The organism is Caballeronia sp. dw_276, assembly GCF_018449635.1.
Classification (GTDB): Bacteria; Pseudomonadota; Gammaproteobacteria; order Burkholderiales; family Burkholderiaceae; genus Caballeronia.
The window spans coordinates 81,684-106,897 of record NZ_JAAVUV010000015.1 but is presented as its reverse complement, the minus strand read 5'-3'; the positions used below and the strand labels follow the sequence as shown (position 1 = coordinate 106,897).

The 25,214-nt window shown below is 59.5% G+C and carries 21 protein-coding genes; 14 read left to right on the top strand and 7 right to left on the bottom strand.

From position 1 onward, the window contains the following. Window positions 1–9 precede the first annotated feature (9 nt). The 4 genes from HB633_RS26600 to HB633_RS26585 all read right to left on the bottom strand — a co-directional run bounded on the left by HB633_RS26600 (window position 10) and on the right by HB633_RS26585 (window position 6,739). Entirely contained in the window at window positions 10–2,586 is a 2,577-nt protein-coding gene (locus HB633_RS26600; RefSeq protein ID WP_213781152.1) for a fused MFS/spermidine synthase, read from the bottom strand. Window positions 2,587–2,673: 87 nt separating this feature from the next. Further along, window positions 2,674–4,368, bottom strand: coding sequence for an arylsulfatase (locus tag HB633_RS26595; protein ID WP_213781151.1), 1,695 nt, complete (start codon window positions 4,366–4,368; stop codon window positions 2,674–2,676). 38 nt (window positions 4,369–4,406) lie between these two features. Further along, on the bottom strand, window positions 4,407–5,474 hold the full coding sequence (locus tag HB633_RS26590) for an HAD family hydrolase (RefSeq protein WP_213781150.1): 1,068 nt from the start codon (window positions 5,472–5,474) through the stop codon (window positions 4,407–4,409). A gap of 26 nt (window positions 5,475–5,500) precedes the next feature. Continuing rightward, window positions 5,501–6,739 carry a formylglycine-generating enzyme family protein gene (locus HB633_RS26585; RefSeq protein ID WP_213781149.1) on the bottom strand — a complete coding sequence of 413 codons (1,239 nt, stop codon included), beginning with the start codon at window positions 6,737–6,739 and terminating at the stop codon, window positions 5,501–5,503. A 483-nt stretch (window positions 6,740–7,222) separates the two neighbouring features. Here HB633_RS26585 and HB633_RS26580 point away from each other — a divergent pair, with 483 nt between their 5' ends. The 6 genes from HB633_RS26580 to HB633_RS26555 are packed head-to-tail and all read left to right on the top strand — an operon-like array spanning window position 7,223 to window position 13,611. Further along, on the top strand, window positions 7,223–8,182 hold the full coding sequence (locus HB633_RS26580) for a MoxR family ATPase (protein WP_213781148.1): 960 nt from the start codon (window positions 7,223–7,225) through the stop codon (window positions 8,180–8,182). Between the two features lie 17 nt (window positions 8,183–8,199). Next, complete coding sequence (locus tag HB633_RS26575) at window positions 8,200–9,162, top strand: DUF58 domain-containing protein (protein ID WP_213781147.1); 963 nt, start codon at window positions 8,200–8,202, stop codon at window positions 9,160–9,162. Then, on the top strand, window positions 9,159–9,686 hold the full coding sequence (locus HB633_RS26570; RefSeq protein WP_213781146.1) for a DUF4381 domain-containing protein: 528 nt from the start codon (window positions 9,159–9,161) through the stop codon (window positions 9,684–9,686). The genes HB633_RS26575 and HB633_RS26570 overlap by 4 nt, the downstream gene beginning before the upstream one ends. Further along, the gene (locus HB633_RS26565; protein WP_255581175.1) at window positions 9,673–10,695 is read left to right on the top strand and encodes a VWA domain-containing protein; all 1,023 of its coding nucleotides are present in this window, start codon (window positions 9,673–9,675) and stop codon (window positions 10,693–10,695) included. The genes HB633_RS26570 and HB633_RS26565 overlap by 14 nt, the downstream gene beginning before the upstream one ends. Continuing rightward, window positions 10,685–12,274 (top strand): VWA domain-containing protein, encoded by a 1,590-nt coding sequence (locus HB633_RS26560; protein WP_213781145.1) that lies wholly within the window; start codon window positions 10,685–10,687, stop codon window positions 12,272–12,274. Before HB633_RS26565 ends, HB633_RS26560 begins: the two co-directional genes overlap by 11 nt. Further along, on the top strand, window positions 12,271–13,611 hold the full coding sequence (locus tag HB633_RS26555; RefSeq protein ID WP_213781144.1) for a BatD family protein: 1,341 nt from the start codon (window positions 12,271–12,273) through the stop codon (window positions 13,609–13,611). Before HB633_RS26560 ends, HB633_RS26555 begins: the two co-directional genes overlap by 4 nt. 16 nt (window positions 13,612–13,627) lie before the next feature. Here the strand turns inward: HB633_RS26555 and HB633_RS26550 are convergent, their stop codons facing one another. Beyond that, on the bottom strand, window positions 13,628–13,921 hold the full coding sequence (locus tag HB633_RS26550; RefSeq protein ID WP_213781143.1) for a hypothetical protein: 294 nt from the start codon (window positions 13,919–13,921) through the stop codon (window positions 13,628–13,630). Between the two features lie 222 nt (window positions 13,922–14,143). Between HB633_RS26550 and HB633_RS26545 the strand changes: the two genes are divergently transcribed. The 6 genes from HB633_RS26545 (at window position 14,144) to HB633_RS26520 (ending at window position 21,322) form a co-directional block, all read left to right on the top strand. Next, a complete protein-coding gene (locus tag HB633_RS26545; protein WP_213781142.1) occupies window positions 14,144–15,433 on the top strand; it encodes a TolC family protein in 1,290 nt (429 codons plus the stop codon). A 7-nt stretch (window positions 15,434–15,440) separates the two neighbouring features. Continuing rightward, window positions 15,441–16,892 carry an efflux RND transporter periplasmic adaptor subunit gene (locus HB633_RS26540; protein WP_213781141.1) on the top strand — a complete coding sequence of 484 codons (1,452 nt, stop codon included), beginning with the start codon at window positions 15,441–15,443 and terminating at the stop codon, window positions 16,890–16,892. Continuing rightward, window positions 16,889–20,065: an efflux RND transporter permease subunit gene (locus tag HB633_RS26535; RefSeq protein WP_213781140.1), complete on the top strand. Its 3,177-nt coding sequence runs from the start codon at window positions 16,889–16,891 to the stop codon at window positions 20,063–20,065. Before HB633_RS26540 ends, HB633_RS26535 begins: the two co-directional genes overlap by 4 nt. Continuing rightward, the gene (locus tag HB633_RS26530; RefSeq protein ID WP_213781139.1) at window positions 20,062–20,415 is read left to right on the top strand and encodes a copper-binding protein; all 354 of its coding nucleotides are present in this window, start codon (window positions 20,062–20,064) and stop codon (window positions 20,413–20,415) included. The genes HB633_RS26535 and HB633_RS26530 overlap by 4 nt, the downstream gene beginning before the upstream one ends. A gap of 177 nt (window positions 20,416–20,592) precedes the next feature. After that, entirely contained in the window at window positions 20,593–20,877 is a 285-nt protein-coding gene (locus tag HB633_RS26525; RefSeq protein WP_213781138.1) for a hypothetical protein, read from the top strand. 118 nt (window positions 20,878–20,995) lie between these two features. Further along, entirely contained in the window at window positions 20,996–21,322 is a 327-nt protein-coding gene (locus HB633_RS26520; protein WP_213781137.1) for a hypothetical protein, read from the top strand. A gap of 79 nt (window positions 21,323–21,401) precedes the next feature. On the opposite strand, the gene HB633_RS26515 is transcribed toward HB633_RS26520, so the two are convergent. Continuing rightward, window positions 21,402–21,956, bottom strand: a complete 555-nt coding sequence (locus HB633_RS26515; protein ID WP_213781136.1) for an H-NS histone family protein — start codon at window positions 21,954–21,956, stop codon at window positions 21,402–21,404. A gap of 83 nt (window positions 21,957–22,039) precedes the next feature. Here HB633_RS26515 and HB633_RS26510 point away from each other — a divergent pair, with 83 nt between their 5' ends. After that, entirely contained in the window at window positions 22,040–22,408 is a 369-nt protein-coding gene (locus tag HB633_RS26510) for a hypothetical protein (protein ID WP_213781135.1), read from the top strand. Between the two features lie 57 nt (window positions 22,409–22,465). Here the strand turns inward: HB633_RS26510 and HB633_RS26505 are convergent, their stop codons facing one another. Beyond that, the gene (locus HB633_RS26505; RefSeq protein ID WP_213781134.1) at window positions 22,466–22,915 is read right to left on the bottom strand and encodes a DUF2934 domain-containing protein; all 450 of its coding nucleotides are present in this window, start codon (window positions 22,913–22,915) and stop codon (window positions 22,466–22,468) included. 235 nt (window positions 22,916–23,150) lie between these two features. On the opposite strand from HB633_RS26505, the gene HB633_RS26500 reads away from it, so the two are divergent. Continuing rightward, the gene (locus tag HB633_RS26500) at window positions 23,151–25,163 is read left to right on the top strand and encodes a bifunctional DedA family/phosphatase PAP2 family protein (RefSeq protein ID WP_213781133.1); all 2,013 of its coding nucleotides are present in this window, start codon (window positions 23,151–23,153) and stop codon (window positions 25,161–25,163) included. Window positions 25,164–25,214 lie beyond the last annotated feature (51 nt).

The following is a 25,214-nucleotide window of genomic DNA, read 5'->3' as shown; positions in this document are numbered from 1 at the left end:
GGTCGCCCCTTAACTACCGCTTCCCACGAACCATCGATAATACGGATTGTCCGCATCGTCGTGCATGACGCTGCGAATATTCGCTTGCCAGGCGTCGCGATTCCCTCGATACGCGTCAAGCCCTGCATCGTAGAAAGTGTGCAGCGTGCGGTACTGCGCTTGCACTTCATTCGCGATGGCATCATCCGCGCCCTTCAACGGCGGGTCGGCGCGCAGCGCGAGCAAGTGCGTCAGCGTATTGGGAAAATCCGCCGAACGCACCCACGCCGCATATTCGATGGCAGGACGGTCATCGGTAACGGGCGCGACATCGGCGGCGTAGTACTCGAGGCCCGCGCGATCCGTGATCCATGTGGCAAGCAATGCCGCCGGCGAAGCAATGCCGACTTCACGCAATGCGGCTGCAACTGTCGGTTGCTCGAAGCGTAACGTGATGCGCGGGACATCGAGCTCGATAGGTTGCATAGAACCGATCAGCATCATCTCGTGCAGCTCGGTGGTCCAAAGCGTTGCGTACGGAAATACATCCACGAAGCTCTTGATCAGCGCGCGCGTGTCCTCTTCGTTTTGCGTCGGCAACGGCAGCCATTGCGCAACGAGACCGCCATCCTGCAAACGCGATGCCGCGAGCTTATAAAAATCGGACGAGTACAAATTGACCACGCCGGCCGCGGAGGGCGGCGGCGGTTCCAGCGTAATTACGTCGTAGCGCTGCGTGTTGCGCAGGAGTTCGCGGCGGCCATCGTGAAGACGGATATCGATGCGCGGATCCGTGCTCATGCCGTAGTTGCCCTTGAATTGCGGCGCGGCTTTCACAACCGCCGGCAACAGTTCGGCCACGACACGTTGTTCGAGTCTCGGGTAGGGGAGCAATGCACCGCCCGTGATGCCCGTACCTAATCCGATCACCAGCGCCGAACGCGGTTCGCCTCGATGAATGAGCAGCGGCAGCATCGCCTGTAGGCGCATGTAGCGCAGCGACGTCATGGCGTCGCCGGAATTCGATACACCTTGTATGTAGAGGCGTTTGAAGCGGTTATCGGCGGACTTCTGCGTGACGACCGCAACCGTTCCGCCCTTGCTTTCTGCATAGAACGTGAGATCGCCGCCACGCGCTTTGGCGAGCATGGACGCGAGACGGTCGGACGGCGTGAAGAGCGCGGCGCCCAGCGCGGCGACGGCGAGCGCGAGCACGCCCCAGCGGATTTTCGAGCGCGCGCCCGATCCGCATGCCACAGCGATCACCCCGACCACGCTCGCGGCAATGGCGAGCGCGGCGAGCGCGTGAACCAGGCCGACCAAAGGCACGAGCACGAAACCCGCAAGCAAGGTCCCTGCAATGCCACCCGCCGTGTTCATCGCGATGATCATGCCGACGCCGCGACCGACCTTGCGGCTATCGACGGAAAGACGCAACGCGAACGGAAACGCGGCGCCGAGCAGCAACGTTGGGACGAACACGATACAAAAGCCCGCAAGCGCGAAGCGCGCACACATTGCCGCGAGCATGCTGCCGGTCGCACCAAATACGATGCTCGATACACGCGCCTGGCCCTGCAAAAGCCATTCGCCGAGGAACGCGATTTCGAGCATCGCGACAAGGCCTGCCGCGACGATCAACAACGCGAACACGCTCCACGGATCGCGCGCCCGATCGGCATGACGCGACACGATCGCGCTGCCGGCCACAAGTCCGCAAAGATAGGTTGCGAGCACGATGGAAAACGCGAAGCTTCGGGTGCTGATGAACTGGACGATGGCCTGCGACCAGATCACTTCGTAGCCGAGCGCAATGCCGCCGGCGATGGCGTACAAGACGAGCGCGAGCTGGGCGCGGTTTCGATCTTCGCCGGTTTCCGCTATTTTCGCAGGCGTCGAAGCGGGTACGCGCCGGCTAAGCGCCAACGAAAATAACGATGCCACGGCGTTCAGTACAGCAGCAGCAATGGCGCTGCGTTGCACGCCAAGCGCCGGAATAAGGATGAACGGCGCCGCAAGCGTTCCTGCAATGGCGCCCGCAGTGTTTGCGGCATACAAACGTCCGCCTGCACGTCCGACGTTATCGGCCAATGGCGCGACGGCGCGCATCAGTACGGGCAGCGTGCCGCCCATCAAGATCGCAGGAACGCCGACCAACGCGAACGGAAGCGCCCACGCAAGCACGCCGATGTGAGCTTGCATCGTGGCGAACGGGCGCGCGGAATGTGCCAGCGCGAACGTCGCGCCGACAGCCAGAACCATGGCCGATAACTCGATCCACGCGTACAGGCGCAACGGTTTTTCCAGACGATCGGCGAGGCGTCCGAACATCCATCCGCCTAACGCGAGACCCGCGAAAAATGCACTGACGCCCGTTGTCACCGCCTGCACTTCGGCGCCGACAACGAGCGTCAACTGCTTGATCCATAGCACCTGATAAACCAGCGACGCCGCGCCCGATGCAAACAACAACAACGCCGGCCACGCGATATTCAGCGTAGAGCCGGCTGGCCTGATCGCCTCAACGGAGGTTTTTTGACGACGTGGCGTACGCTCGGGTTTATCGCGATGTTGCGCCTTGGCACGCGTGGCAAGCGTCTGTGTCATGAGTGTTCAGCAAATGAGCCGCGTCCACCGGTTTTAAAAAACCGGTGGACGCGGCGGGTTGTGTTGCTCAACGCGTTGCCTGAAGGTTTATTCCAGGCCGCGCTTCTTGAACGACTCGTCGATCTTCTTGTCGACCTGTCTGCGAACGCCGTCGACGCTGAAGCTTGCCGGCCGCTGGCTAGGCGGATAAGCCACGAACGTCTGCAGGAACGTGGACGCCTTCAAAGTTGCAATGCCGGTCAGATAGGCGTTTTTCACGACCCAGTCGTTGTACTGATCCGACGTAACATCCGCGCGCTCGTACGGGTCCATTCGCAGGTTGAAAATCTTCGGCAAACGCAGGCAGACGAGTGGATCCTGCCAGATGTTCAGATTGCCCTTCGCCCGCTGCTCGCAGAACACAGCCTTCCACGCCATGCCCTCCGAGTCCCAGCGCATTGCCACAAGCTGCCCGTCGTCATCGAAGTAATAGAACTCGGTGCGCGCGCCTTTAGGCGACTTTCCAGTGATATAGGGCAACTGGTTGTAGCCATCGAGGTGGTTCTTGAAACTGGCGCCGCCGGACTTCGGAGACCATCCCTTCAGGAGCCGGTCCTTCACACCGCCGTCGCCTGCTGCAGCGAGCAAGGTCGGAAACCAGTCGAGCCCGGAGAACATGTCGTTTGCCACTTCTCCCGGCTTGATGACGCCCGGCCATCGAACCATTGCCGGAACACGGAACGCACCTTCCCAGTTGGAATCTTTCTCGCTACGGAACGGCGTGGTCGCCGCGTCCGGCCAGGAGAACTGGTTCGGCCCGTTGTCCGTTGTATAGATCACGATGGTGTTCTTCGCGATCTTGAGATCGTCCAGCAGCTTGAGCAGTTTGCCGACGTCCTGATCATGCTCCCACATGCCGTCCGCGTACTCGTTTCCGCGCATGCCGCTCTTGCCCTTGAATTCCGGGCGCACATGGGTGAACACGTGCATGCGCGTGAAGTTCATCCACACGAAGAACGGCGTGCCGGCTTTGGCTTGTTTCGTGATGAAGTCGGCAGCTTTCTGGCCGGTTTCATCGTCGATGGTTTCCATCCGCTTTTCGTTGAGCGGACCGGTATCTTCGACCTTTCCGTCAGCCGTGCTGTGAATCACCCCACGGGGAGAAAAGTTTTTTACGTAGGGATCGTTCTTGTCCGTTGGCCAGTAGTCGCGGTCCGGTTCTTCCTCGGCGTTCAAGTGATAAAGATTGCCGTAGAACTCGTCGAAGCCGTGGTTGGTCGGCAAGTATTCGTTCTTGTCGCCAAGATGGTTCTTGCCGAACTGGCCTGTCGCGTAACCCAGCGGCTTGAGCGCCTGCGCGATCGTCATGTCGCCTTTTTGCAGGCCGACGGGCGCGCCCGGTGCGCCGACTTTCGATAAGCCCGTGCGCAATGGACTCTGTCCGGTAATGAACGATGAACGCCCGGCAGTACAACTGTTCTCGGCGTAGTAATCCGTGAACATCATGCCTTCGGCCGCAATCCGGTCAATGTTCGGCGTCTTGTATCCAACCACACCATGCGAGTAAGCGCTGATGTTCGTTTGGCCGACGTCGTCGCCGAAGATCACGAGAATATTTGGTTTGGACGATGAACCCTGGTTAGCCGGTTTGGCTGTGCTCGTTGCAGCGGGCGCGGCGGGCTTGACGGCCCCTTGCGTCTGCGCGGTGAGTTTGGTGGGCGGTACCACCAGCGCGACAATTGCAGCAAGGGCGACAAACGACACCCCCAAGGCATAGCGCCCTTTTCGAAAGAACGGTCTCATCGTGTTGCTCCATGACGTCATTATTGCTATTGCTATGTCTATTGCTTGGTGCCGGGATAAATCGTCTGCCAGTCGTCTTTCATGCTCACCACCGTCCAGCCGTCGGTGACGGCTTCGTCCCAGGCTTTATCGAGCTTGCCTATTTTCGATTGACGGTCGTATGCGAACTCGCGTGTGGCGTCGTCGTGATGCACCAGCAGCGCGAGATGCGGACCGGTGCCTGCCGCCGTGTACTGCAGCATCTGAAGATCGCCGTCCGAATTGCCGAACGCGAGAATCGGCTTGCGCCCGATGTTCCGATAAATCCCGACCGGCTTGCCCGGACCGTCATCCACAAAATCAAGCTTCGGCATGCGCACGAGCGTGGGCTTGCCGTTGAGCAATTCGTACTTCACGACCTGACTCGATCCAATCACCTGTTCCGGCGGAATGCCATAAACCTTCTCGGCCCAGGGACGCATGAACTCGATCGTCCCGCCCGACACAATGAAGGTCTTGAATCCGTTCGCGCGCAGGTAAGCCAGTAGTTCCAGTTGCGGCTGATACACGAGCTCCGTATAGGGGCGCTTGAATTTCGGATGCTGCGCGGTTGCGAGCCAGTCTCGGATGGTCTTGTCGTAGTCATCCACGCTCATGCCGCTGTTCGCAACCGCGATCAGTTGCATCAGCTCTTTTTGTTGACTCGCGAGCGCACCGTAGTCCTTCGCGACCAGCGCCTTGAGCGCAGGATTGTTCTTCCATTCGGGATGACTCGGCGCCGCTGCCTTGACGCGGTCCAGCATGAACACGAACTGGAAGTACAACGGCTGCTCGCTCCACAAGGTGCCGTCGTTATCGAATACAGCGATCCGTTCGTCAGGCGGAACGAAACTCGGCGAACCCTCCTGCGTGACGTCCGCTACGAACTTGCGGATGGTCTGCTTGGCCGCGCCATCTCTCCACGAAGGCAATGAGTCGGTCGTACTCGCAGCCGCTGCGGCGCCCGGCGCAGCGGCGGTGCTCGATGCGCTCGGCCCCGCGCAGCCGGCAAAGCAAAGGGAGACAAGTACTGCGCCGGCGCTTGTCGATAAACGGGTCAGCCATTTGCGTCGGGTGTGAAGCTGCATCAGGTTGTCCATCCGAAATAACACGATTAATTGACCGGGACGTCCGCGCGCGCCAACTGTTGGCGCTTGTGCAGATCGGCCCATGTGCTCTCATCCATGACCAGCCGGAAGCCGAGGTGCGACATGCTGTTGTAGGGGTCGGTGCCACGCCGCGCGCTTGGCCGGTAACTCAGGCAATAGTCTTCGTTGCAGAGGAACGATCCACCGCGCGTCACGCGCTTGGGCGCTTCAACGGGAACGCCTGCATCGGCGGGATCCCAGGAATTCGACGGACCCACGGGGTTCTCGATAACGCTCGCGGTTGTCGCCTCGCGCCTGAACTGATCCGCCCGATACCAATCGGCAACCCATTGCCAGGCGTTGCCGGTCATGTCGGAGAGGCCATAACCGTTGGCCGGGAAAGTGCCTACCGGACTGGTTCCCACGGCGCCGCCGGCCTTGGGATTGACGACCGGGAACGACTGCGGCTGCTGCCCTTGCCACACGTTGGCCATTTGCTTGCCGCTGGGCGCGAACTGATTGCCCCAGGCGTAGGTGGCCTGTTCGAGACCGCCCCGCGCGGCGAACTCCCATTCCGCTTCGGTGGGTAGCCGTTTGCCGGCCCACGTTGCGTAGGCCTGGGCGTCTTCATACGAGACCTGCACGACCGGGTGATCGTCTTTCCCTGCGATGCTGCTGTCCGGTCCCGTCGGATGACGCCAGTCCGCACCGGGCACATAGCGCCACCAGCGCGAATAATCTTCCAGCGGGACGGGCTGACCCGTGCCGACAAACACCATTGCGCCTGCCACCATCGCGCTGTCGGGCGGTCGCGGTGTACCCGGCGGAAGCTGGACTTTCAACGATTCCCAGTCGGGCTTTTTTTCTGCTGTCGTGACGTAACCGGTCGCTTTCACGAACGCCGCGAACTGGGCATTGGTCACGTGATGACGATCCATCCAGAAGCCGTGCACGCGTACTTTGTGCGCCGGCCGTTCATTCGGCTGTGCCTGCTTCGAGTCGCTTCCCATCTCGAACTGGCCGCCCGGAACCCACGCCATTTCTTGCGGCCCGCGCGATCCATCGCCGAAAACGATTTGCGGATGGGGTGTCTCGTGCGACTTCACGGCCAGACTGACGGCTGCGCCCACGACCGCCGGCGCCAGGACAAGCAAGAGGCCCCAAAGCACCAGCTTGCGGTACGACTTTGCAACGCGGGCCGATTCCTTGGCGCCGCTTGCAGTCGCTGATCCTGATTTCGCCGATACCGGTTTGCGTACGCTCATGATTTTTTCTCTCACGCAGTTCCGACGTGTCGAGCCGACAGACACACGACTTCCGCAGAATTCCGAAGGTTTGCACAGACGAAATATCTGTTTCGCATCGTGATTGATTAAATTAGTATTTCTAACCGTCAGAATTTATATTGACGAAATTCATAAACGATTCTTGGCTGGAGTTACCCGCGGCCAGGTTTCTTCCAAAAAATAAAAGCGGCACGACCAGGGTGAGCGCGAGCTTCATCACACACGCTTGAAGGGCCGCTCCAAGCGATGCCAATGCCATTTTTAACCTACTGACGTCACCGTCATCTGTAGCCACCAATCTCATATTTGCTAGAAGCAGGCAACAACTTTTCCGCGGCATTTAGCGGATTTTTTAGCGGTCGCTGAATCTTTGACGAACCGGGCCGCGTGCATTAACTTCCGTGAAGACAAGCGGTATTCGGCCCGGTATCCGGGATTGAAACGGTCAGGGGATTCAGAGCCATGCGTGAAACGATCCTTCGCTTCGAAGCGAGTGTCTGCGAGGCGATAGTCGGCCAGGAAGCGGTGGTCCGTCAGGTCTTGATCGCGCTCCTGGCCGATGGTCATGTCCTGCTCGAAAGCCTTCCCGGTCTCGCGAAGACCCGCACGGTCAAGGCAATTGCAACGCGGCTCGCGGCGAGCATGAGCCGCATCCAGTTCACGCCCGACTTGTTGCCATCCGACATCACCGGTGCGGAGACCTTGCTGCAATCCGGCACCGAACGAACCTTGCGCTTCCAGCCCGGCCCCATATTCGGCAACCTGATTCTCGCCGATGAAATCAATCGCGCGCCCGCCAAGGTCCAGTCCGCGCTGCTCGAAGCAATGGAGGAGCGGCAGATATCGGTCGCGGGACAAACGCACGCAATGCCCGACCTGTTCCTCGTCATGGCAACGCAGAATCCGATCGAACAGGAGGGGACGTATCCGCTGCCCGAAGCGCAGATGGACCGGTTCCTTTTCAAGGTGCTGATCACGTATCCATCGCCGGAAAGCGAGCGTGAGATGTTGCGGATGCTTCGGCGCGAGAGCAACGACGCGCCCAAGGTCACCGAGACGCTCGCGCAGGATGTCATCTTCGAGGTGCGCCGGGCCGTTCGGCAAATCGCGGTAGCACCGGCTATCGATGAATACATTGTCTCGCTCGTGAACGCGACGCGGCATGGAAGCGAACTCGATTCCGATCTTGGCAAATGGATCGAGATCGGCGCAAGTCCACGCGGCGCGATCGGGCTTGATCGTGCGAGCCGCGTGCATGCGTGGCTCGAAGATCGCACTTACGTCACGCCCGACGACGTACGCGCGGTCATTCATCCCGTGCTGCGCCACAGGCTAATTCTTTCCTACGATGCCAACGCCGACAACATCAGCGCCGACAGCGTGATCGATCGTCTAATCGAAAAAGTTGCCGTGCCGGCGTAAGGCGCGGGAGGACCATCATGGTCGTGCCATCAGGGTCTGATATTGGCCGCGTGTATGTGGACGCGGCGCATCTCGCCAAGCTCGAGTTCCATGCGCGTGGCTTGAGTTTCATCGCGCCCCCGCCGGTATCGAGCATCTTGTCGGGCAGCCATGCATCGCGTTTGCGCGGACGCGGTTTGAACTTCGAGGAGATCCGCGCTTATCTTCCCGGCGACGATATTCGTCACATCGACTGGAAGGTGTCGTTGCGTCTGGGCAAGCCGCAAATTCGCGCCTATACCGAGGAGCGCGACCGGCCGCTGCTGGTTGTGGTCGATCAGCGCATGAGCATGTTTTTTGGATCAAGCCGCGCGTTCAAATCGGTCGTGGCCGCAGAGGTCGCGGCGCTTGCCGTTTGGATGGGATTTAAATCGGGCGATCGCGTAGGCGGCGTGATCTTCGATGACAGCAACGTCGTTCGCATCCGTCCATTGCGCAGCCGCAGCCGCATCAAGGTTTTATTCGGCGCCATCGCGCGGATGAATCAGGCGCTGCATGCCGAAAGCGCCGCGAGAACTAACTACGATCAACTCGATGCCGCACTTCAAGGCGTGTTGCAACTTACGGGACACGATTATCTGATTTGCATCGTGAGTGATTTTGCGGGCGCAACAGAAACTACGCGCAAGCTCTTGCGCCAGCTTTCCAGACATAACGATGTCATCGCCGCAATGGTCTTTGATCCGCTTTGGCAGCGTATGCCGGAGCATCGCGCGCTGGTTGTCAGTGAAGGGCGGCTGCAGGTGGAATTGCGTATCGAACAGGAGAAAGTACGCGCGCCACTTGCCGAGTTGTTCACGGATCGCACCGCCGAAGTTGCCGCGTTGTTGCGGTCGAGCGGGGTGCCGCTAATGGCGTTATCGACGGATGAACCCGCAGTGGATCAGGTGCGCCGTCTGTTCGGCGAACGCGTACGGCCAGCACTTGCGAGCGGCCTATGAGCGACCCGAAAAACGCTTCCCTAAGTCCCGCCGATACACCGTCCGCGCTCACCGCATTGCAGGAATTGCCGCTGCCCGAAGCGGTCTCGTGGTCGCCGCAAACGGTTGGTTGGCTGGCGGTCGCAGCGGCGTTGCTATTGGCGGCGCTCTGGGCTGCTTGGGCGGGATGGCGCCGTCACAAGAGGGCGCTTTATCGAAAGCTTGCATTGGCGGAACTTCGCCGAATTGAAACGGCCTTGCACGACGCATCGCAACGGTCGATTGCCCTTGCCGCCATCCCTGCGCTCATCAAGCGGACGTCCCTTGCGGCACATCCGAAAGAACACGTCGCCGCACTTAGCGGCGACGAATGGCTCGCGTTTCTCAAACGCACGAATGGTCACTTCGATGAACGCAGCGGCGCACTCCTGACTCTGATCAGTTACGCGCCCGCCGAACACATTGCGGCACTTCCAAAGAACGAGGTCGACACATTGCTCGGCGCCACACGCGACTGGATCCAGCACCATCATGTGGAAATTTGACTTCCCGTGGATGTTCTTGTTGCTGCCCGTGCCGTTGCTCGTATGGTGGTTCGTGCCGGCGTGGCGCACGACGACATCGGCCATACGCATGCCGTTTTTTCACGAGATGGCGCAGGCGGCGGGAGAGGAACCCGCGCCCGGCGGCGTGCGTTTGCGACGCAACATCCTGCAGCGTTTGATGACGCCGCTGCTCTGGGCGCTCGTCGTCACCGCAGCCGCGAAGCCTGTATTCGTAGAGCCGCCTGTTACCCACGACGAACCCGCGCGGGACCTGATGCTCGCAATCGACCTGTCCCAATCGATGAGCACGCGCGATTTCATCGATCCGGCGACGGGCGAACGCATGGACCGGCTGACGGCGGTCAAGGGCGTCGTGAAGGATTTCGTGGCGAAGCGCAAGGGGGATCGTATTGGCGTGGTGGTGTTCGGCGAGGCGGCTTATCCACAAGCACCTTTGACGCTCGATCACGACAGCGTGCTGTTGCTGCTCGACCAGATGCAGATCGGCATGGCGGGTCCGCGCACAGCGATAGGCGATGCCATCGGCCTGACGGTCAAGCTGATGGACAAGTCGCAGGCGCAGGAGAAAGTGCTGATCCTGCTCACCGATGGCAACGATACAAGCAGCGCCATCCCTCCCGAACGTGCGGCCGATATCGCGAAGAATCACAAGCTGGTCATTCATACCATCGGCATTGGCGACCCGAGCGCAACGGGCGAAGACAAAGTCGATCTTGATGCGTTGAAGCAGATCTCGACCATCACGGGAGGCGAGTCTTTTCACGCGCTGGGAAATCCGCAAGAACTCGCGGACGTGTACACCACGCTCGACAAGATGACGCCCGAGAAAGTGACGCGCGAGACGTATCGGCCGCAGCGCGATTTCTTCTGGATACCGCTTGCACTCGGGCTTTTGATTCTCACGCTGTATCACTCGCTGGCGTTGCTGATTGCCGTACTTCGTGCGCCGGGCCAAGAACAAGTCAAAGGTGCGGCGCATGGAAATTGATCTCACCGCATTTCATTTTTTGCGGCCTTACTGGTTATGGCTGCTTGTTCCCGCCGTGCTGTTGCCGGTCGCATGGCATCGGAGAAACAGCGTGCATGCGCGCTGGCGCGCCATCATTTCCCCTTTATTGCTTAAACATCTGATTGTTGGCGACGCAACGCATAGAAGGATCAAACCGGTTCATACGTTGGGTATGTTTATCGGCGTGGCTGCTATAGCGGTTGCCGGTCCGACGTGGCAGCAAGAACGTCCGCCGTTCAATCAGGACAAGGCTCCGTTGGTAATCGTGCTTGAACTCGCACATTCAATGGACGCAACCGATATTGCGCCGACGCGTCTTGAGCGCGCGAAGCAAAAAGTGCTCGACCTGGCGAGCGCGCGCAAAGGCGCACGTACGGGACTGGTGGTGTTCGCATCGACTGCGCATCTCGTCATGCCGCCCACCGAAGACCCGGCCATGCTGGAGTTGTATTTGCCGGCGCTCACGCCGGCCATCATGCCTCGCGATGGCAAGAACGCTACTGCGGGACTCGACATCGCTGAGCAGCTTTTGGCAAAGGACCCGGTGGCAGGAACGATCGTCTTTATCAGCGATGGTTTCGATTCCGATCACGCCGATGCGTTTGTCGCGAAGGCCAAACAATCGCATCATCAGCTTCTGTGGCTCGCGGTCGGGACGCAGGATGGCGGTGCCATTCGCGGCCCGAACGGCGCGCTTACCCTGGGTGCCGACGGCCTTCCGATCATGGGCACGTTCGATGCCGAGGGCATCCGCAAAGTGGCGCATGATGCCGGCATTCCACTCGCAAGCGTGCGTGCCGACGGCGATGATGTCGCGTGGGTAGAACGTCGCGCGCAGACGTGGCTGGCCGAAGTCGATGAATCGAAGCGCACGCCGCGCTGGAAAGAGTCGGGATATTGGCTCGTGCTGCCATTACTGCTGCTTGGGGCTTTGGGTTTTCGCCGCGGCTGGACGGTCAAATGGCTGCCAGTCGTGTTGCTCGCGTTGGCTTTCAGCGCAACGCCGCGCGATGCACAAGCGGCATCGTGGAACTGGGTGGACTTGTTCGCCACGCACGATCAGCAAGGCCGCTGGTATTTTGAACACGCGGATTTTAAAGCGGCCGCGCAACATTTCGATGACCCGTTGTGGAAGGGACGCTCTTCATATCTCGCGGGCGACTACACCGGTGCGCTCGAGTCTTTTTCGAGACTGAAAACCGCGCAGTCGTATTTCTATATCGGCAATACGCTCGCGCATCTGGACGACTATCCGTCCGCAATCAAGGCCTTCGATAAAGCATTGACGCTTAAACCCGACATGCGCCAAGCAGCGTTCAATCGTGACTTGTTGAAGAAGCTTTTGGAGAAGCCCAAACAGGACCCGCAGAAAGACGAAGAGGACGAAGAATCCGACGATATAAAAATAGAAAAGAAGAAGGGCAAGGTCGAGCAGAGCACACTCATCGCCGTTCCCTCCGAGGACGTTTGGATGCGCAACCTGAATACATCGCCGGCGGCATTCTTGCATCGAAGATTCGAGCAGGAATCCGATGCCACCCGAACGAGCGCGCCATGATTTCGCAATGGATCTTGCGGATAAGCCTGGTCATGACGCTGCTGGTTTCTGCATCGGCCTTCGCGCAAGATACGCCTCAGCTCAAGGTCCGCGTCCATCTGGAACCATCGGGGACGGTGGTCGCGGGGTCCGAGGTCAAGCTGGTTGTCGATTGCCTGACTACGACATTCTTTACCGAGGCACCCGACTGGCCGGTCTTCAACGTGCCGGGCGCGTTCGTCGTTCTCCCCGATGAACAAGCGGAGAACCTTCACGAGACCATCGATGGTCTCGCCTGGTACGGGGTCAGCCGCGCTTACCGGATCGTGCCTCAGGCGGCCGGCGTGCTCAGCATCCCCGCGTTTTCGATACCCGTTCATCCCGGTGGCGTGACTAGGCCCGCCATATTGACGACGCCTGCATTGAAGCTCGTCGCGTCGGTCCCCGCAGGCGCCGAAGGCATGCGCGTGTTTTTCCCAACGAAAAACCTGAGCGCGACGCAAACCATCACGCCGTCGTTGCATGATCTGAAGGCCGGCGGATCGGTGACTCGAAGCGTTACACAAGTCGCCGCCGGAACCGAATCGATGCTGATCCCACCGGTCAATTTCAGCGAAGTAGAAGGACTCAAGCGATATGCAAGACCTTCGTCGACCAAGAACGTTATTCAGGATCGTGCAGGGCTGGTCGCAGGTGAGCGCACAGATTCCGTAACCTATGTCATCGATCACAGCGGCAGATTCAAGCTGCCGCCGGTAACTATCGAATGGTGGAATACCGCGACGCAAAAAAAGGAATCGATTGTGTTGCCGGCGGTCACTTTCTCGGCGTCGGCCGCCAGGGAACGGCCGCTTTTCGACATCCCCGCCGACGCATTATCTAAAGGCGGCGCGCATCGAATTCTTGTCATCGATCGTTGGCAAGCTGTCTTGGCGGCTACGCTTGTGCTATTGGCGCTGGGTTTGATCTGGGCGTATCCAAGGCTTGCGGCTAAATTCAAGCGTTTAATACAGGCACTGCGTGATGCACAAAAACGCTATGCAAACGGTGACGCGCGGGCTTGGCGCGCCTTGCGTCTTGCCTCACGCAAGGGACCTTTGGCGTCCACGATTCCCTTGCTTTATCGATGGATGGATCGAAGCCCCGATGTAAAGCACCCAGCGCGAGTAGACGAATTGAACTTACAAGGCGAATCACAGCTTAAGGAATTGGTTAGCGCTGTACATGGACTTTATTCCGGTCAGCCTCAAGCCAGGACCCACTGGCGCGAATCAACAAAAGCACTTAGCCGGGCTGTTAAGCACGCGCGTAAATTACGCAAGGCTAAATCGCCGCTTCCGCCGCTCAATCAATACTAAGGCTTAAGAAAAATGCTTAAGCGTCGAAACACGGAAATTTTCGCTGAGCTATACTTCCCGTCGTGAAAATCCTGCGTACATTGTTCGTCTTGTGGCTTTGCGCGGTGCTGCCCTTAACCGGGCTGGCAGCCAGCGGCTCGGCCGGACCGTGTCCCATGCAGAGCATGACAATGGATTCTTCAAGCGCCATGAATGAGTCCATGCCGGGTTGTGATTCCATGGCTTCGATGTCGGATTCTTCATCCGGGCACGACAGCAAATCCAAAAGTCCGCTGTGCAAGATGGACGTGCAATGCCAGATCGGCTGCATGACTATTCCGGCCTCTGCGCCAAGCATTGCGCGGACCCTGCGGGCTTATCGGCCGGTATTCTTCCATCCCAAGCAATCGCTGTTTGTCCGCGAGCCTGACGGCTTGTGGAAACCTCCCCGTTCGCTCTAATTCCCTTCGCTAAACGTTCGCCGTTTTTTCGGTGAGGTCGTCCTGCATTCAGGACGTGAATCCCTATGGGATTCGACCGTCGGGGTTGAGACATGTATTCATCTATTACCGTGCCGGTATTCCGGCATGGGCGAAAGCGCGCGCTCGCTTTTACTTTATTACTCGGCGGCGTTAATGCCGTCGCTCAGGAAACGCCTTTAACACTAGACGCGGCGCTGCAGTCGGCGACCGATCGGTCCGCTTCCATGCAGGCCGCACAGTCATCGGTGCGTGCAAGTTCGCAAGGCGTCATTCGAGCAGGCCAGTTGCCTGATCCGACGCTGAAGGCCGGTATCGACAATCTGCCGGTCAATGGTCCGCAGGGCTTCACCATCGGACAGGACTTCATGACGATGCGGCGCGTCGGCATCGAACAGGAATGGGTGTCGCCTGAGAAAAGGCGCTTGCGTACGGCGCTCGCCAGTCAGGAAGTTGATCGCGAACGTTCCGGCTATCTCGCGCAACTGGTGAACGTGCGGGAGCAGACCGCGACCGCTTGGCTCAACGCGGCTTATGCAAAGAAGGCGTTGTCTTTGCAGCAGGAAGTTGTCGATCACATGGTTCACGAGTTGGCCGCGACTCAGGCGTCGTATCGGGGCGCTAAAGCGAGCGCTGCCGATGTCACTCAAGCGCAGGTCATGCTCGCGCAAACGCGCGATCAATTGCTGAAGGCGCAGCAAGTGTTGCAGACGGCGCTGATCAGTTTGTCGCGATGGACGGCTGCGCCCGTCACCGACATTGCCGGCGATCCACCCGCGCCGCAGTCCGTGGTGGCGGCGCTGCCGCCCGAAGAGTTGAAGCGTGTCGAGCCTGCGTTGATCGGCGCGTCCTCGGAGATTGCCGTGGCCGACGCGGAAACGGCGGTTGCGCAAAGCAATCGCAACCCGAACTGGACGTGGGGAGTTGCATACCAGCAGCGCGGCGGGCAGTACTCGAACATGGTGTCGGTTGGCGTCAGCATTCCGATTCCGCTGAACCGGCGCGATCGGCAGGACCGCGATACCGCTGAAAAATCCGAGCTCGGCACCAAGGCGCGTCTGATGTATGAAGACGCGCAACGGCAAGTCGATGCCGATATCCGCAACCTCTCCGCCACGCTCGCGAGCGGACGCGAGCGCATGACCAACCTGAGTACATCCCTGCTGCCGGCCGCGGATCAGCGGCTGCAGTTATCGACGGCAGCATATCGCGCCGGAACCGGATCGCTTGCCGATACCTTCGCCGCGAAGCGCGCCGTCCTCGATGCACGCCTGCAAGTGCTCGATCTCCAACGCGATGTATCGCTTACCTGGGCGCAGCTCGAGTATCGGATCGTGCCGCCATCGATGACCTACGGACAGTGAGACCACGATGAACAATAAACACATCACGCGTGCTGTCCTCGCCGTGTTCGCGGCGGCCGCGTTGCTTGCGGCGGGATATGTTGCCGGCACGCATCGCGCGAAAGCCGACGAACCTGCATCGGCGGCGGCGAGCGGACGCAAGGTGCTCTATTGGCATGACCCGATGTCGCCCAACCAGCACTTCGACAAACCCGGCAAATCGCCCTTCATGGACATGCAGCTCGAACCTGTTTTCGCAGACGAAGGCAACGCTTCGACGGGTATCAGGATCGACTCGACGCTTCAGCAGAACCTCGGCATTCGATACGCCACGGCCCGGCGCGTCAACGTGGCGACGAGCTTCGATGCGGTAGGGACAACACAGTTCGATGAATCTCTCGCCGATGTCGTTCAATCGCGCGTGACGGGTTACATCGACCGGTTGTATGCGAACGCGCCGATGCAGCGCATCAAGAAGGGCGCGCCGGTTGCTTCGCTGTTCGTGCCGGACTGGCTCGCGCCGCAAGAGGAATATCTCGCGCTCAAACGCAGCGGCATGGACGACGCCATGCTCGCGGCATCGCGTGCTCGGATGAGGGCGTTATCGATTCCCGAAGGCGTCGTCTCCGCCCTCGATCGCACGGGCGAGGCGCAGACGCATGTCACGTTGACGGCGCCATCGAATGGCGTGGTGAGCGAACTCAACGTGCGGGATGGCGCGATGGTCGCGCCCGGCCAGACGCTTGCCAAGATCGCGGGTCTGAATCCGCTGTGGCTCGTGGTCGAAGTGCCCGAGGCAATGGCGCTGCAAGTCAAACCCGGCATGAGCGTGGATGCGGTGTTTGCAGGCGATTCAACGCAGCATTTCACTGGCCATATCCGCGAAGTTCTTCCCGGGATAACTACGGGCAGCCGCACGTTGCAAGCGCGTCTTTCCATCGATAACAAAGACCTCAAGCTCACGCCCGGCATGTTGATGCGCGCGCACATTGGTGGCGCGACGTCAGCGTCACGGCTGGTCGTGCCTTCAGAAGCGGTGATTACTACGGGCAAGCGTTCGGTCGTGATCGTCAAGCAATCCGATGGCCGGCTGCAACCCGTCGCGATCACAACAGGCATCGATACAGGCGGCGATACCGAAGTGCTCAGCGGCTTGAACGATGGAGAAGAAGTTGTCGCTTCCGGCCAATTCCTGATCGATTCGGAAGCGAGCCTGAAGTCGGTTTTGCCAAGGCTTGCACCCGCGGTTCAAACCTACGAGACCACCGGTAAGGTCGACGCCGTGAGCGCGCACGACATCACGTTTTCGCATCAACCTGTCGCCGCATTGGGATGGGGCGCGATGACCATGTCCTTCGGAAAACCGTCGGCCACCGCGTTCGCCGACGTCAAACCCGGCGAGACCGTGCACTTTGCGTTCAAGCAATCCGACGATGGCTACGAACTCACGAAGGTCGATCGCATGGAGGCCGCCAAATGATCGAACGACTGATTCGATGGTCGATCACCAACCGTTTTCTGGTCTTGCTGGCGACGCTTTTGATCACGGGCTGGGGCGTGTTTTCGGTCACGCAAACGCCGCTCGATGCGTTGCCCGATCTCTCCGACACCCAGGTGATCATCAAGGCGTCGTATCCGGGCAAGGCGCCGCAAGTGGTTGAGGACCAGGTGACGTATCCGCTCACCACCACGCTTCTCGGCGTGCCCGGCGCAAAGACGATTCGCGCGTATTCATCGTTTGGTGATGCGTTCGTGTACGTCCTCTTCGACGACAAGACGGATCAGTATTGGGCCCGTTCACGCGTGCTCGAATATCTGAATCAGGTTCAAAGCCGGCTTCCGCAAGGCGCAACGGTTTCGTTAGGACCCGACGCAACGGGCGTGGGCTGGGTCTACGAATACGCCCTCGTCGATAAAACCGGCAAGCACGATCTCGGTCAGCTTCGCGCGCTCAACGACTGGTTCCTCAAGTTCGAACTGAAGGCGGTGCCCGACGTGTCGGAAGTTGCGTCCATCGGCGGGATGGTGCGTCAGTATCAAGTCGTACTCGATCCCGACAAACTTCGCGCGTATGGCATCACGCAAGAGACCGTGACGGATGCGCTGAAAAAAGCCAATCAGGAATCGGGCGGTTCCGTGATCGAGCTGGCCGAATCCGATTACATGGTGCGTTCGTCAGGCTATCTTCATTCGCTCGATGACTTTCGCAACGTCGTTCTTCGCACCAACGATTTGGGCACGCCCGTATTACTCGGCGATGTTGCGCGTATCCAGATCGGACCGGAAATGCGCCGCGGCATCGCGGAGTTGAACGGCGTAGGCGAGGTCGCGGGCGGCGTGATCGTGATGCGTTCCGGCAAGAATGCATTGACGACCATCGAAGCGGTCAAGGCGAAACTCGACACGCTGAAAAAGTCGTTGCCCGCAGGCGTGGAAGTGGTCACGACCTACGACAGATCGAAGCTGATCGAACGCGCCGTCGATAATCTGCGCGACAAGCTGATCGAAGAATTCGTGATCGTCGGACTGGTTTGCGCGCTTTTCCTGTTCCATCTGCGCAGCGCGTTTGTCGCGATTCTTTCGTTGCCGCTGGGCGTGCTTGCCGCGTTTATCGTGATGCGTTATCAGGGTGTCAATGCAAACCTGATGTCGCTGGGCGGCATTGCGATCGCGATCGGCGCGATGATCGATGCGGCTATCGTGATGATCGAAAACGCGCACAAGCATTTGGAGGCGCATGAACACGCGCATCCGGATCAACCCATTACCGCGCCGCAGCGATGGGAGTTGATCGCGGCATCGGCGGCGGAAGTCGGGCCTGCGTTGTTCTTCTCGCTGCTCATCATCACGATGTCGTTCATTCCCGTGTTCTCGCTCGAAGGCCAGGAGGGGAAGCTGTTTTCGCCACTTGCGTTTACGAAGACGTACACCATCGCGGCGGCGGCGTTGTTGTCGGTCACGCTGGTTCCGGTGCTGATGGGATATCTCGTACGCGGCCGCATTCCGCACGAGAACGCGAATCCGATCAATCGTGTGCTGGTCCGGTTGTATCGTCCGTTGCTTGAGGCAACGTTGCGCCGTCCGTGGGCCGCGATTGCAATTGCGGTCGTGGCGCTTGGGCTGACGGCAATTCCAATCTCGCGATTGGGCGGCGAGTTTTTGCCGCCGCTCGACGAAGGCGATCTGCTTTACATGCCGACGGCTTTGCCGGGGATATCGGCGGAGAAAGCTTCCGAGTTGTTGCAGCAGACGGATCGTCTGATCAAGACCGTGCCCGAGGTCGCAACAGTGTTCGGCAAGTCGGGCCGCGCCGATACCGCCACCGATCCCGCACCGCTCGAAATGTTCGAGACCACGATCCAGTTCAAGCCGCGCGATCAATGGCGCGCGGGCATGACGCCGCAAAAGCTCGTCGATGAACTCGACAGGACGGTGAAGGTGCCGGGTTTATCGAACGTATGGGTGCCGCCGATTCGCAATCGCCTGGACATGTTGTCGACAGGGATCAAGACGCCGGTCGGCGTGAAGATATCGGGCAGTGATCTCGGCGTGATCGACCAGATCGCAACGCAAGTCGAAGCAACCGTGAAGACGGTGCCGGGCGTTTCGTCCGCGCTCGCCGAGCGTTTGAACGGCGGGCGGTATATCGATGTCGATATCGACCGCCTGAGGGCTGCGCGATACGGTCTCGCGATCGCGGATATCCAGTCGGTGGTTTCATCGGCGGTGGGCGGGGAGAACGTGGGCGAGGTGATCGACGGGCGGCAGCGCTTTCCCATCAACGTCCGCTATCCGCGCGAGGTTCGCGACTCGCTGGAGAACTTGCGACAGCTTCCCATAGTCACGGAGCGCGGCGCGCAGATCATGCTCGGCGATGTCGCCACGCTGAAGATTGCCGACGGACCGCCCATGATCCGCAGCGAGAATGCGCGGCTTGCGGGCTACGTGTATGTGGATATCCGCGATACCGATCTGCAATCGGCCGTGACGGCAATGCAGCGCGCGGTCGCCGCGAAGGTCGTGTTGCCGCCGGGCTATTCGATCGCGTGGTCGGGGCAGTTCGAATATCTTGAGCGTGCGTCGGCCAAACTTCGCACCGTGATTCCCGTCACGCTGGTGATCATCTTCGTGCTGCTGTTCCTGACCTTTAGCTCCGCCGCCGATGCCTTGCTGCTGATGTCGACCGTGCCGTTCGCGCTCGTCGGCGGCTTTTGGCTGATCTGGATTCTGGGTCACGCGGTATCGGTTGCGACGGCCGTTGGCTTTATTGCGCTCGCAGGAGTCGCCGCGGAATTCGGCGTAGTGATGCTGTTGTACCTCAAGCGCGCGCTCGAGCATCGGCTCCAAGGCGGCCACGCGATGACCGAGGCGCTTCTGATCGATGCCATCCGCGAAGGCGCCGTGTTGCGCGTACGTCCCAAGGCAATGACGGTCGCCGTGGTCCTCGCCGGCCTGATCCCCATCATGCTCGGCCACGGCGCAGGCTCGGAAGTCATGCAGCGCATTGCTGCGCCCATGGTCGGCGGCATGGTCACCGCGCCGCTTTTATCGATGTTCGTTATTCCCGCAGCATGGTTGCTCGTGAAACGCCGACAGTTGCGGCGTTCCTTTAGCACGTTGGTGCCTTCTACTTACTCTGGAGAAATCAAATGAAGAAGCTTATTTGTGTATCGATGGCCTTCGGTGCCGCGTTTGCCGTTTCACAATCGGCCGTGGCCGACGATATGGCCGGCATGAAGATGAACGGAACAATGACGACGAGTTCCGCGTCATCGTCCAAAACCGCGTTGACCGACGCGGAAGTCAAAAAAATCGATACTGCGTCCGGCATGGTGACACTCAAGCACGGCGCGCTGCAAAACGTAGGCATGCCGGCCATGACGATGGCGTTCAAAGCGAAAGACGCCGCAATGCTGAAGCAGGCGCATGAAGGCGATAAAGTAAAAGTGCGCGTTGAAGACGTGGCCGGCACGATGACGATCGTGACGATGCAAAAGCAGTAAAGCGCAGGTGGACAATAGATCGCGGTTTCTGGCGCGATCTATTTTTCACGTTCTCGGTGCCTCTTAAACCAAATCCAAAACTGGCTCGAATGTCCTCTTTGCATCCAGCGTCTTGCAAGCCACGTATATAGCTCTGACGCGGCGCAATTTCGCACTCGCGCCTTAAGGAGAACATCCATGAAAAAGGCAATGCTGAAAGTTGTGGTGGCGGGCGTTTCGGTTGCTTCGCTGTGTGCGTCGGCTGTTGTTTTTGCGCAAGGCGGCGGCAACGGGCAGGGCGGCACCGGTGGCGGAAATGCGCATAGCGCAGCGACTTCAGGTATGACGCATTGGGGCGATCCGGTATCGGGTTCGAATAGCGTCACGTCCAGCACCACCCAAAATCCGGGCATGGACAAAACCACGAGCATGGATGCCATGGCGCCCAATACCGCAATGAGCGCGTCCAAGACAGTGCAGTGATAAAAAAGCCACTTGGTAATCGTCAATAGCAGGCTGGCATCGTAATCCAAGGACACAATTGCGCTTGAACTAAGCAACGCTATTCGGTTCCTACTTAAGAAGCACGGGAGACGATCAAATGCTCAAGTCAATTGTATTAGCGTTAAGTCTGGCTTTGCTGGGCGGATGCGTAGCCGTGCCAGGGTACGGCTATGGGTATGGCCAGCCTTATGACCCTGGTTACGCAGCGCCGGGTTACTACGGTTATGCGCCTGCGTACAGCAGCGTTTATATCGGCGGTGGCTGGGGCGGCGGCGGCCGATACTACGATCATGGTCGCGGCGGGTACTGGAATGGCCACGGGCAAGGCGGTGGATATGGCCATGGTGGCGGTCACGGCGGCCAGTGGTCCGGTGGCGGACATGGCGGCGGTGGCGGTGGCCATGGCGGCGGCGGACATCGTTAGGAATGTGAGTTAGCTTGAGCGGCGTTCAGATATTGACGAGGCCGCCGCTCCGGTGCGCGCGAGAAACGCTGTCAAGGCATTAAACCGCCAGTAAGTCTGCAGAACCATTAGCGGACGTCTTAGCAACCGCATTGCCAGTTTTTATGGCCGATGATTTCCGCACAATCTTCTTGGCCGTTGCACGCTTGGCTTTAGCGTTCTTAGCGCCTGCATTGACAGATTTCAAAGAAGAGGTTTTGCGCGACGCATTCGTTGTGATGTCGGTTGCGGCGCTGCCATCGATCAGAAATTTCGAGCGATCTTTGACGCCCTTGATCCAGAGTGGCGGGCGGGCCCATCCGCTCCACGTAGCGCCCGTCTTCGGATCACGATACTTTGCAGGCAGCTTGCCGTTGCTCGCCGTTTTCGCTTTAACCGGCTGTCCAGCTTTGGATTTCGCCAACGATCCTGCAGGACGTCCGCGGCGTTTTGCAGGCGTTGAGCCATGCGCTTCTATATCAGCGGTCGTCAAACCGTGCGTTGCCATCAGCTTGCGAATCTGGTTGAGAATCGATTGATTGCGCTTCGCAATCAGAAGCTCTTCCTGCGCCTGAAGCTTCTTTAGCTTCGCCTGAATTTGTTCGAGTGTCGGCATTTTGGGTTCCTTAAGAAGTAATTTTCCGCACTATGCCACGCACTAGGTCATTGCGGAAGCCACCCAAACTGTCTTAATAATAAATGCCGTTTTATCCGCTTATTTGTTTCAATTATTTGCAGATGCAGGATGCTTTGCATAGGCGTATCGACCGCCCAGGAGCTGCTGAAACCGGGGGAATATATCTCTGGATTCGAAGATGGCGAGACGGCAGCGACCCTCTGCGCGAGGACCGCTGCAAACTGCTTAATACCGATGTGCCGGCGGGCGATGACGCGGCGGTGGCCGATGATGGTGATGTCGCGGCGGCGGAATCGGGCGGCAACGCCGCACATAATGACCATGAACCCAAACGCGGCGGCATTCCTGGCGAGGCCGTGCGCTGGCCTCGGTCGGCACGATCGCGCTTGCAGCCGCGACCAATAAAATTGCAGTTAAAACCCTACGCATGATTGCTCCAAAAGCTCGCTGAAATTTGCCGATAAACATCCCGGCTTAAGTGTTGTTGTTTATTTCTTGGGCGCTTTGGACGCGACCTTCGCTGGCTTGGACGCCGTTTTCGATGCCGTGTCGGAGGACTTTGCATCAGCATCGGCTTTGGTTTTCGCCGCGCTTTTCTTTGCCGGTTTAGCCGGCGTTTCAGCTAACGCTTTCGGCTTCTTTTCTGCCGTACCTGCAGCCTTGGGCTTGGCTGCTTTCTTGGCGGCCGGTTTGCTTGCTGCCTTAGGTTTGGCCTTCGGAGCCTCTGCCTCGACCGCGCTGGCTGGCGCTGCTTTCGATTTGGATCGCGTGGTCTTTTTGGCTGGCGCTTTGCTGGAACTACCCGCAGATGTCTCGCGTTCCACAAGCTCAAGGGCTTTTTGCCAATATTCGTCGGAGCGTCCGTGCGGACGGCCATCTGCTTCCCACAGATGATAAGCGTGCAGACGAAGCCGTTCTTCCAAAGATTTGTTTTCCATTCAATTAACCGTGACGGGTTATTCGTGCGTTTATGTTACAGGAGCGGCATTTCGCTTGCGTGATGTTTCTCTTGAGCAAAGGCCATTCCATGCAAAGACATTTTTGCTGGATATCGGCGCAGCACGGTTTATTTAATGTCAGAGTTACCGCGTGGCGGTTGTCGGATCGATACACAACGCTTGCTACGCTCAACAGCCGTAGAATCCGACAAAAGCGCGGGGTCCGGAGACGTAGATGGAGCATGCCTATTTCAAGTTGCTGCATGTCCTTGCCGGCCATCCGGGCTGGGCGCTGACTGTTGTCGTGCTTGCATCGTTTTTTGAATCCATAGCGTTCATTGGAACCTTCATACCCGGTAGCACGGCAATGTTCGTTGCCGGTGCGCTGGTCGGCACGGGCGTGCTCAACCTGGGCTGGGTTTTCGCGTGTGCCATCGCGGGCGCGGTCGCGGGCGACGCTGCCAGCTACTGGTTCGGATGCCGCTATAAGGACAGCATCGCGCAGTTGCGGCCGTTTCGAACGCACCCGGGCATGCTTGCGGCCGGCCAGCGATACTTCGAAAAACACGGCGCAAAAAGCGTGATCTTCGCGAGGTTCATCGCGCCATTGCGAGCGGTCGTGCCCGTGGTTGCCGGGATGCTCGGCATGCCGTCAACACGCTTTCTCGCGATCAACATTCTCTCGGCGCTGATCTGGGCACCTTTGCATATTCTGCCGGGCGTTGTCTTTGGGGCATCAATAGAACTCGCCGGCGCCGTGTCGTTCCGGCTCGTCGTCTTGCTCGCGATCGCAGTCGCGGTGACGTGGCTCACCCTCAAGCTCACCACGCTGCTCGTGTTTCACGCGCGCGCCTGGACGGACGCGTCGCGCCGGAACGTGCTGGACTGGGCGCGTCGGCATGACCGTGGTTTCGCAGGGCGCGTGGTCCTCGGCGTGCTGGATCCGAAGCATCAGGCGGCAGCGCTTATTGCTGTGATTTCCGTGTTGTTGCTGGTGTCGGCGAGCGTGTTTTTTTCGACGTTGCATGACGTATCGCACGGCGATCCGCTGGTCCAGGTCGATGTATCGGTGTACCGGTTTTTGCAGGCATTCCGGTCTTCATGGGGCGACGCCGTGCTTGCCGTGTTCGCAACACTGGGCAGCGTCCCGACGCTCGGCGCGCTTACCGTCCTGGTAGTCGTGTGGATGGCGATCGAACACCGGTGGCGCACGGTGGCGTACTGGCTGACCGCCGTCGCGTTCTCACAGTTGCTGATCCTCGCCATTCAGATCACGACCGCGCGCCCGCTGCCAGGCGAAGTCGCGTCCGGGTTGCGCGCGTTTCCGAGTAATCACGTTGCGGCGAGCGTGGTCATCTATGGATTCCTTGCGTTCCTGATCGCGCGTCGCGTCGGGATGGTGGCCAGAATCCTGACCGCGATGACAACGCTCGCGATCCTGTTTTCGGTTGCGTTCGCCGGCGTGTATTTCGGCCACTTCACGTTTTCCGATGCGGTGGGCGGTGCCGCGCTCGCCGCGACGTGGGTCTTCCTGATCGCGCTGACCGCCGTCTGGCGATACCCCGCGAAACCTCCCGCTCGCCCGGCGATGCCAATCGTTGTCCTGGCGCTGGTCGGCGCGAGCGTCGTGCTGCAATCCGGTGCAAGCATTCAGGCAACAGCGCACGAATCCAGTCCTGCGCCTACGGTGGTCACCTCGCTGCAATGGACCGATACCGTGTGGCGGACCTTTTCTTGCTATCGATCCAGCATGGATGGCGACCGTCGTGAACCGATCACCATTCAATGGAGCGCAACGGCCGCGCAGATCAGCGCGCAATTGAAAGGTCGCGGGTGGACGGAAGGCACGCATTTATCGGCGCGAAGTGTGTTGTCGCTGGTGTCTCCAAACGCAACGGCCACCGAGTTGCCCGTACTGCCGCGCTTGAACAACGGCGAACCGTCGGCGCTCGTCTTCACGCGTGCGCACATGAGTGCCGACGAACGCGATGTCCTGCGTTTCTGGCCGACGAACTTTGTGGTCGAGCATCGCGGAGGACAGGCGCCCACGCCGATCTGGCTCGGTGCGCTGGTTCACGAGCGGCTCGTGCGTCCGACCTGGCCGTTCAACGTTTTGCGGCCAGACAAGGGGCTTGCATCGATGATCTCAACGCACGGCGACGGATCTCCTTGGCAGGACCTCGAAGTCGCGAGAAGCGCCGGTTGCGGGGGCATTCCGGTGACGCTGGTTGCATCGGAAGGACAATGAACGCGCCGTTGACGGGCGCGCCGTGTAATGAAGGGATTGGGAGGCGGCCAC

What these genes read in the sequence shown, in the direction of transcription:
- HB633_RS26600 (WP_213781152.1), bottom strand. Translation starts at nt 2,586, where the DNA reads ATGACACAGACGCTTGCCACGCGTGCCAAGGCGCAACATCGCGATAAA.
- HB633_RS26595 (WP_213781151.1), bottom strand. Translation starts at nt 4,368, where the DNA reads ATGAGACCGTTCTTTCGAAAAGGGCGCTATGCCTTGGGGGTGTCGTTT.
- HB633_RS26590 (WP_213781150.1), bottom strand. Translation starts at nt 5,474, where the DNA reads ATGCAGCTTCACACCCGACGCAAATGGCTGACCCGTTTATCGACAAGC.
- HB633_RS26585 (WP_213781149.1), bottom strand. Translation starts at nt 6,739, where the DNA reads ATGAGCGTACGCAAACCGGTATCGGCGAAATCAGGATCAGCGACTGCA.
- HB633_RS26580 (WP_213781148.1), top strand. Translation starts at nt 7,223, where the DNA reads ATGCGTGAAACGATCCTTCGCTTCGAAGCGAGTGTCTGCGAGGCGATA.
- HB633_RS26575 (WP_213781147.1), top strand. Translation starts at nt 8,200, where the DNA reads ATGGTCGTGCCATCAGGGTCTGATATTGGCCGCGTGTATGTGGACGCG.
- HB633_RS26570 (WP_213781146.1), top strand. Translation starts at nt 9,159, where the DNA reads ATGAGCGACCCGAAAAACGCTTCCCTAAGTCCCGCCGATACACCGTCC.
- HB633_RS26565 (WP_255581175.1), top strand. Translation starts at nt 9,673, where the DNA reads ATGTGGAAATTTGACTTCCCGTGGATGTTCTTGTTGCTGCCCGTGCCG.
- HB633_RS26560 (WP_213781145.1), top strand. Translation starts at nt 10,685, where the DNA reads ATGGAAATTGATCTCACCGCATTTCATTTTTTGCGGCCTTACTGGTTA.
- HB633_RS26555 (WP_213781144.1), top strand. Translation starts at nt 12,271, where the DNA reads ATGATTTCGCAATGGATCTTGCGGATAAGCCTGGTCATGACGCTGCTG.
- HB633_RS26550 (WP_213781143.1), bottom strand. Translation starts at nt 13,921, where the DNA reads ATGCAGCCGATCTGGCATTGCACGTCCATCTTGCACAGCGGACTTTTG.
- HB633_RS26545 (WP_213781142.1), top strand. Translation starts at nt 14,144, where the DNA reads ATGTATTCATCTATTACCGTGCCGGTATTCCGGCATGGGCGAAAGCGC.
- HB633_RS26540 (WP_213781141.1), top strand. Translation starts at nt 15,441, where the DNA reads ATGAACAATAAACACATCACGCGTGCTGTCCTCGCCGTGTTCGCGGCG.
- HB633_RS26535 (WP_213781140.1), top strand. Translation starts at nt 16,889, where the DNA reads ATGATCGAACGACTGATTCGATGGTCGATCACCAACCGTTTTCTGGTC.
- HB633_RS26530 (WP_213781139.1), top strand. Translation starts at nt 20,062, where the DNA reads ATGAAGAAGCTTATTTGTGTATCGATGGCCTTCGGTGCCGCGTTTGCC.
- HB633_RS26525 (WP_213781138.1), top strand. Translation starts at nt 20,593, where the DNA reads ATGAAAAAGGCAATGCTGAAAGTTGTGGTGGCGGGCGTTTCGGTTGCT.
- HB633_RS26520 (WP_213781137.1), top strand. Translation starts at nt 20,996, where the DNA reads ATGCTCAAGTCAATTGTATTAGCGTTAAGTCTGGCTTTGCTGGGCGGA.
- HB633_RS26515 (WP_213781136.1), bottom strand. Translation starts at nt 21,956, where the DNA reads ATGCCGACACTCGAACAAATTCAGGCGAAGCTAAAGAAGCTTCAGGCG.
- HB633_RS26510 (WP_213781135.1), top strand. Translation starts at nt 22,040, where the DNA reads ATGCCGTTTTATCCGCTTATTTGTTTCAATTATTTGCAGATGCAGGAT.
- HB633_RS26505 (WP_213781134.1), bottom strand. Translation starts at nt 22,915, where the DNA reads ATGGAAAACAAATCTTTGGAAGAACGGCTTCGTCTGCACGCTTATCAT.
- HB633_RS26500 (WP_213781133.1), top strand. Translation starts at nt 23,151, where the DNA reads ATGGAGCATGCCTATTTCAAGTTGCTGCATGTCCTTGCCGGCCATCCG.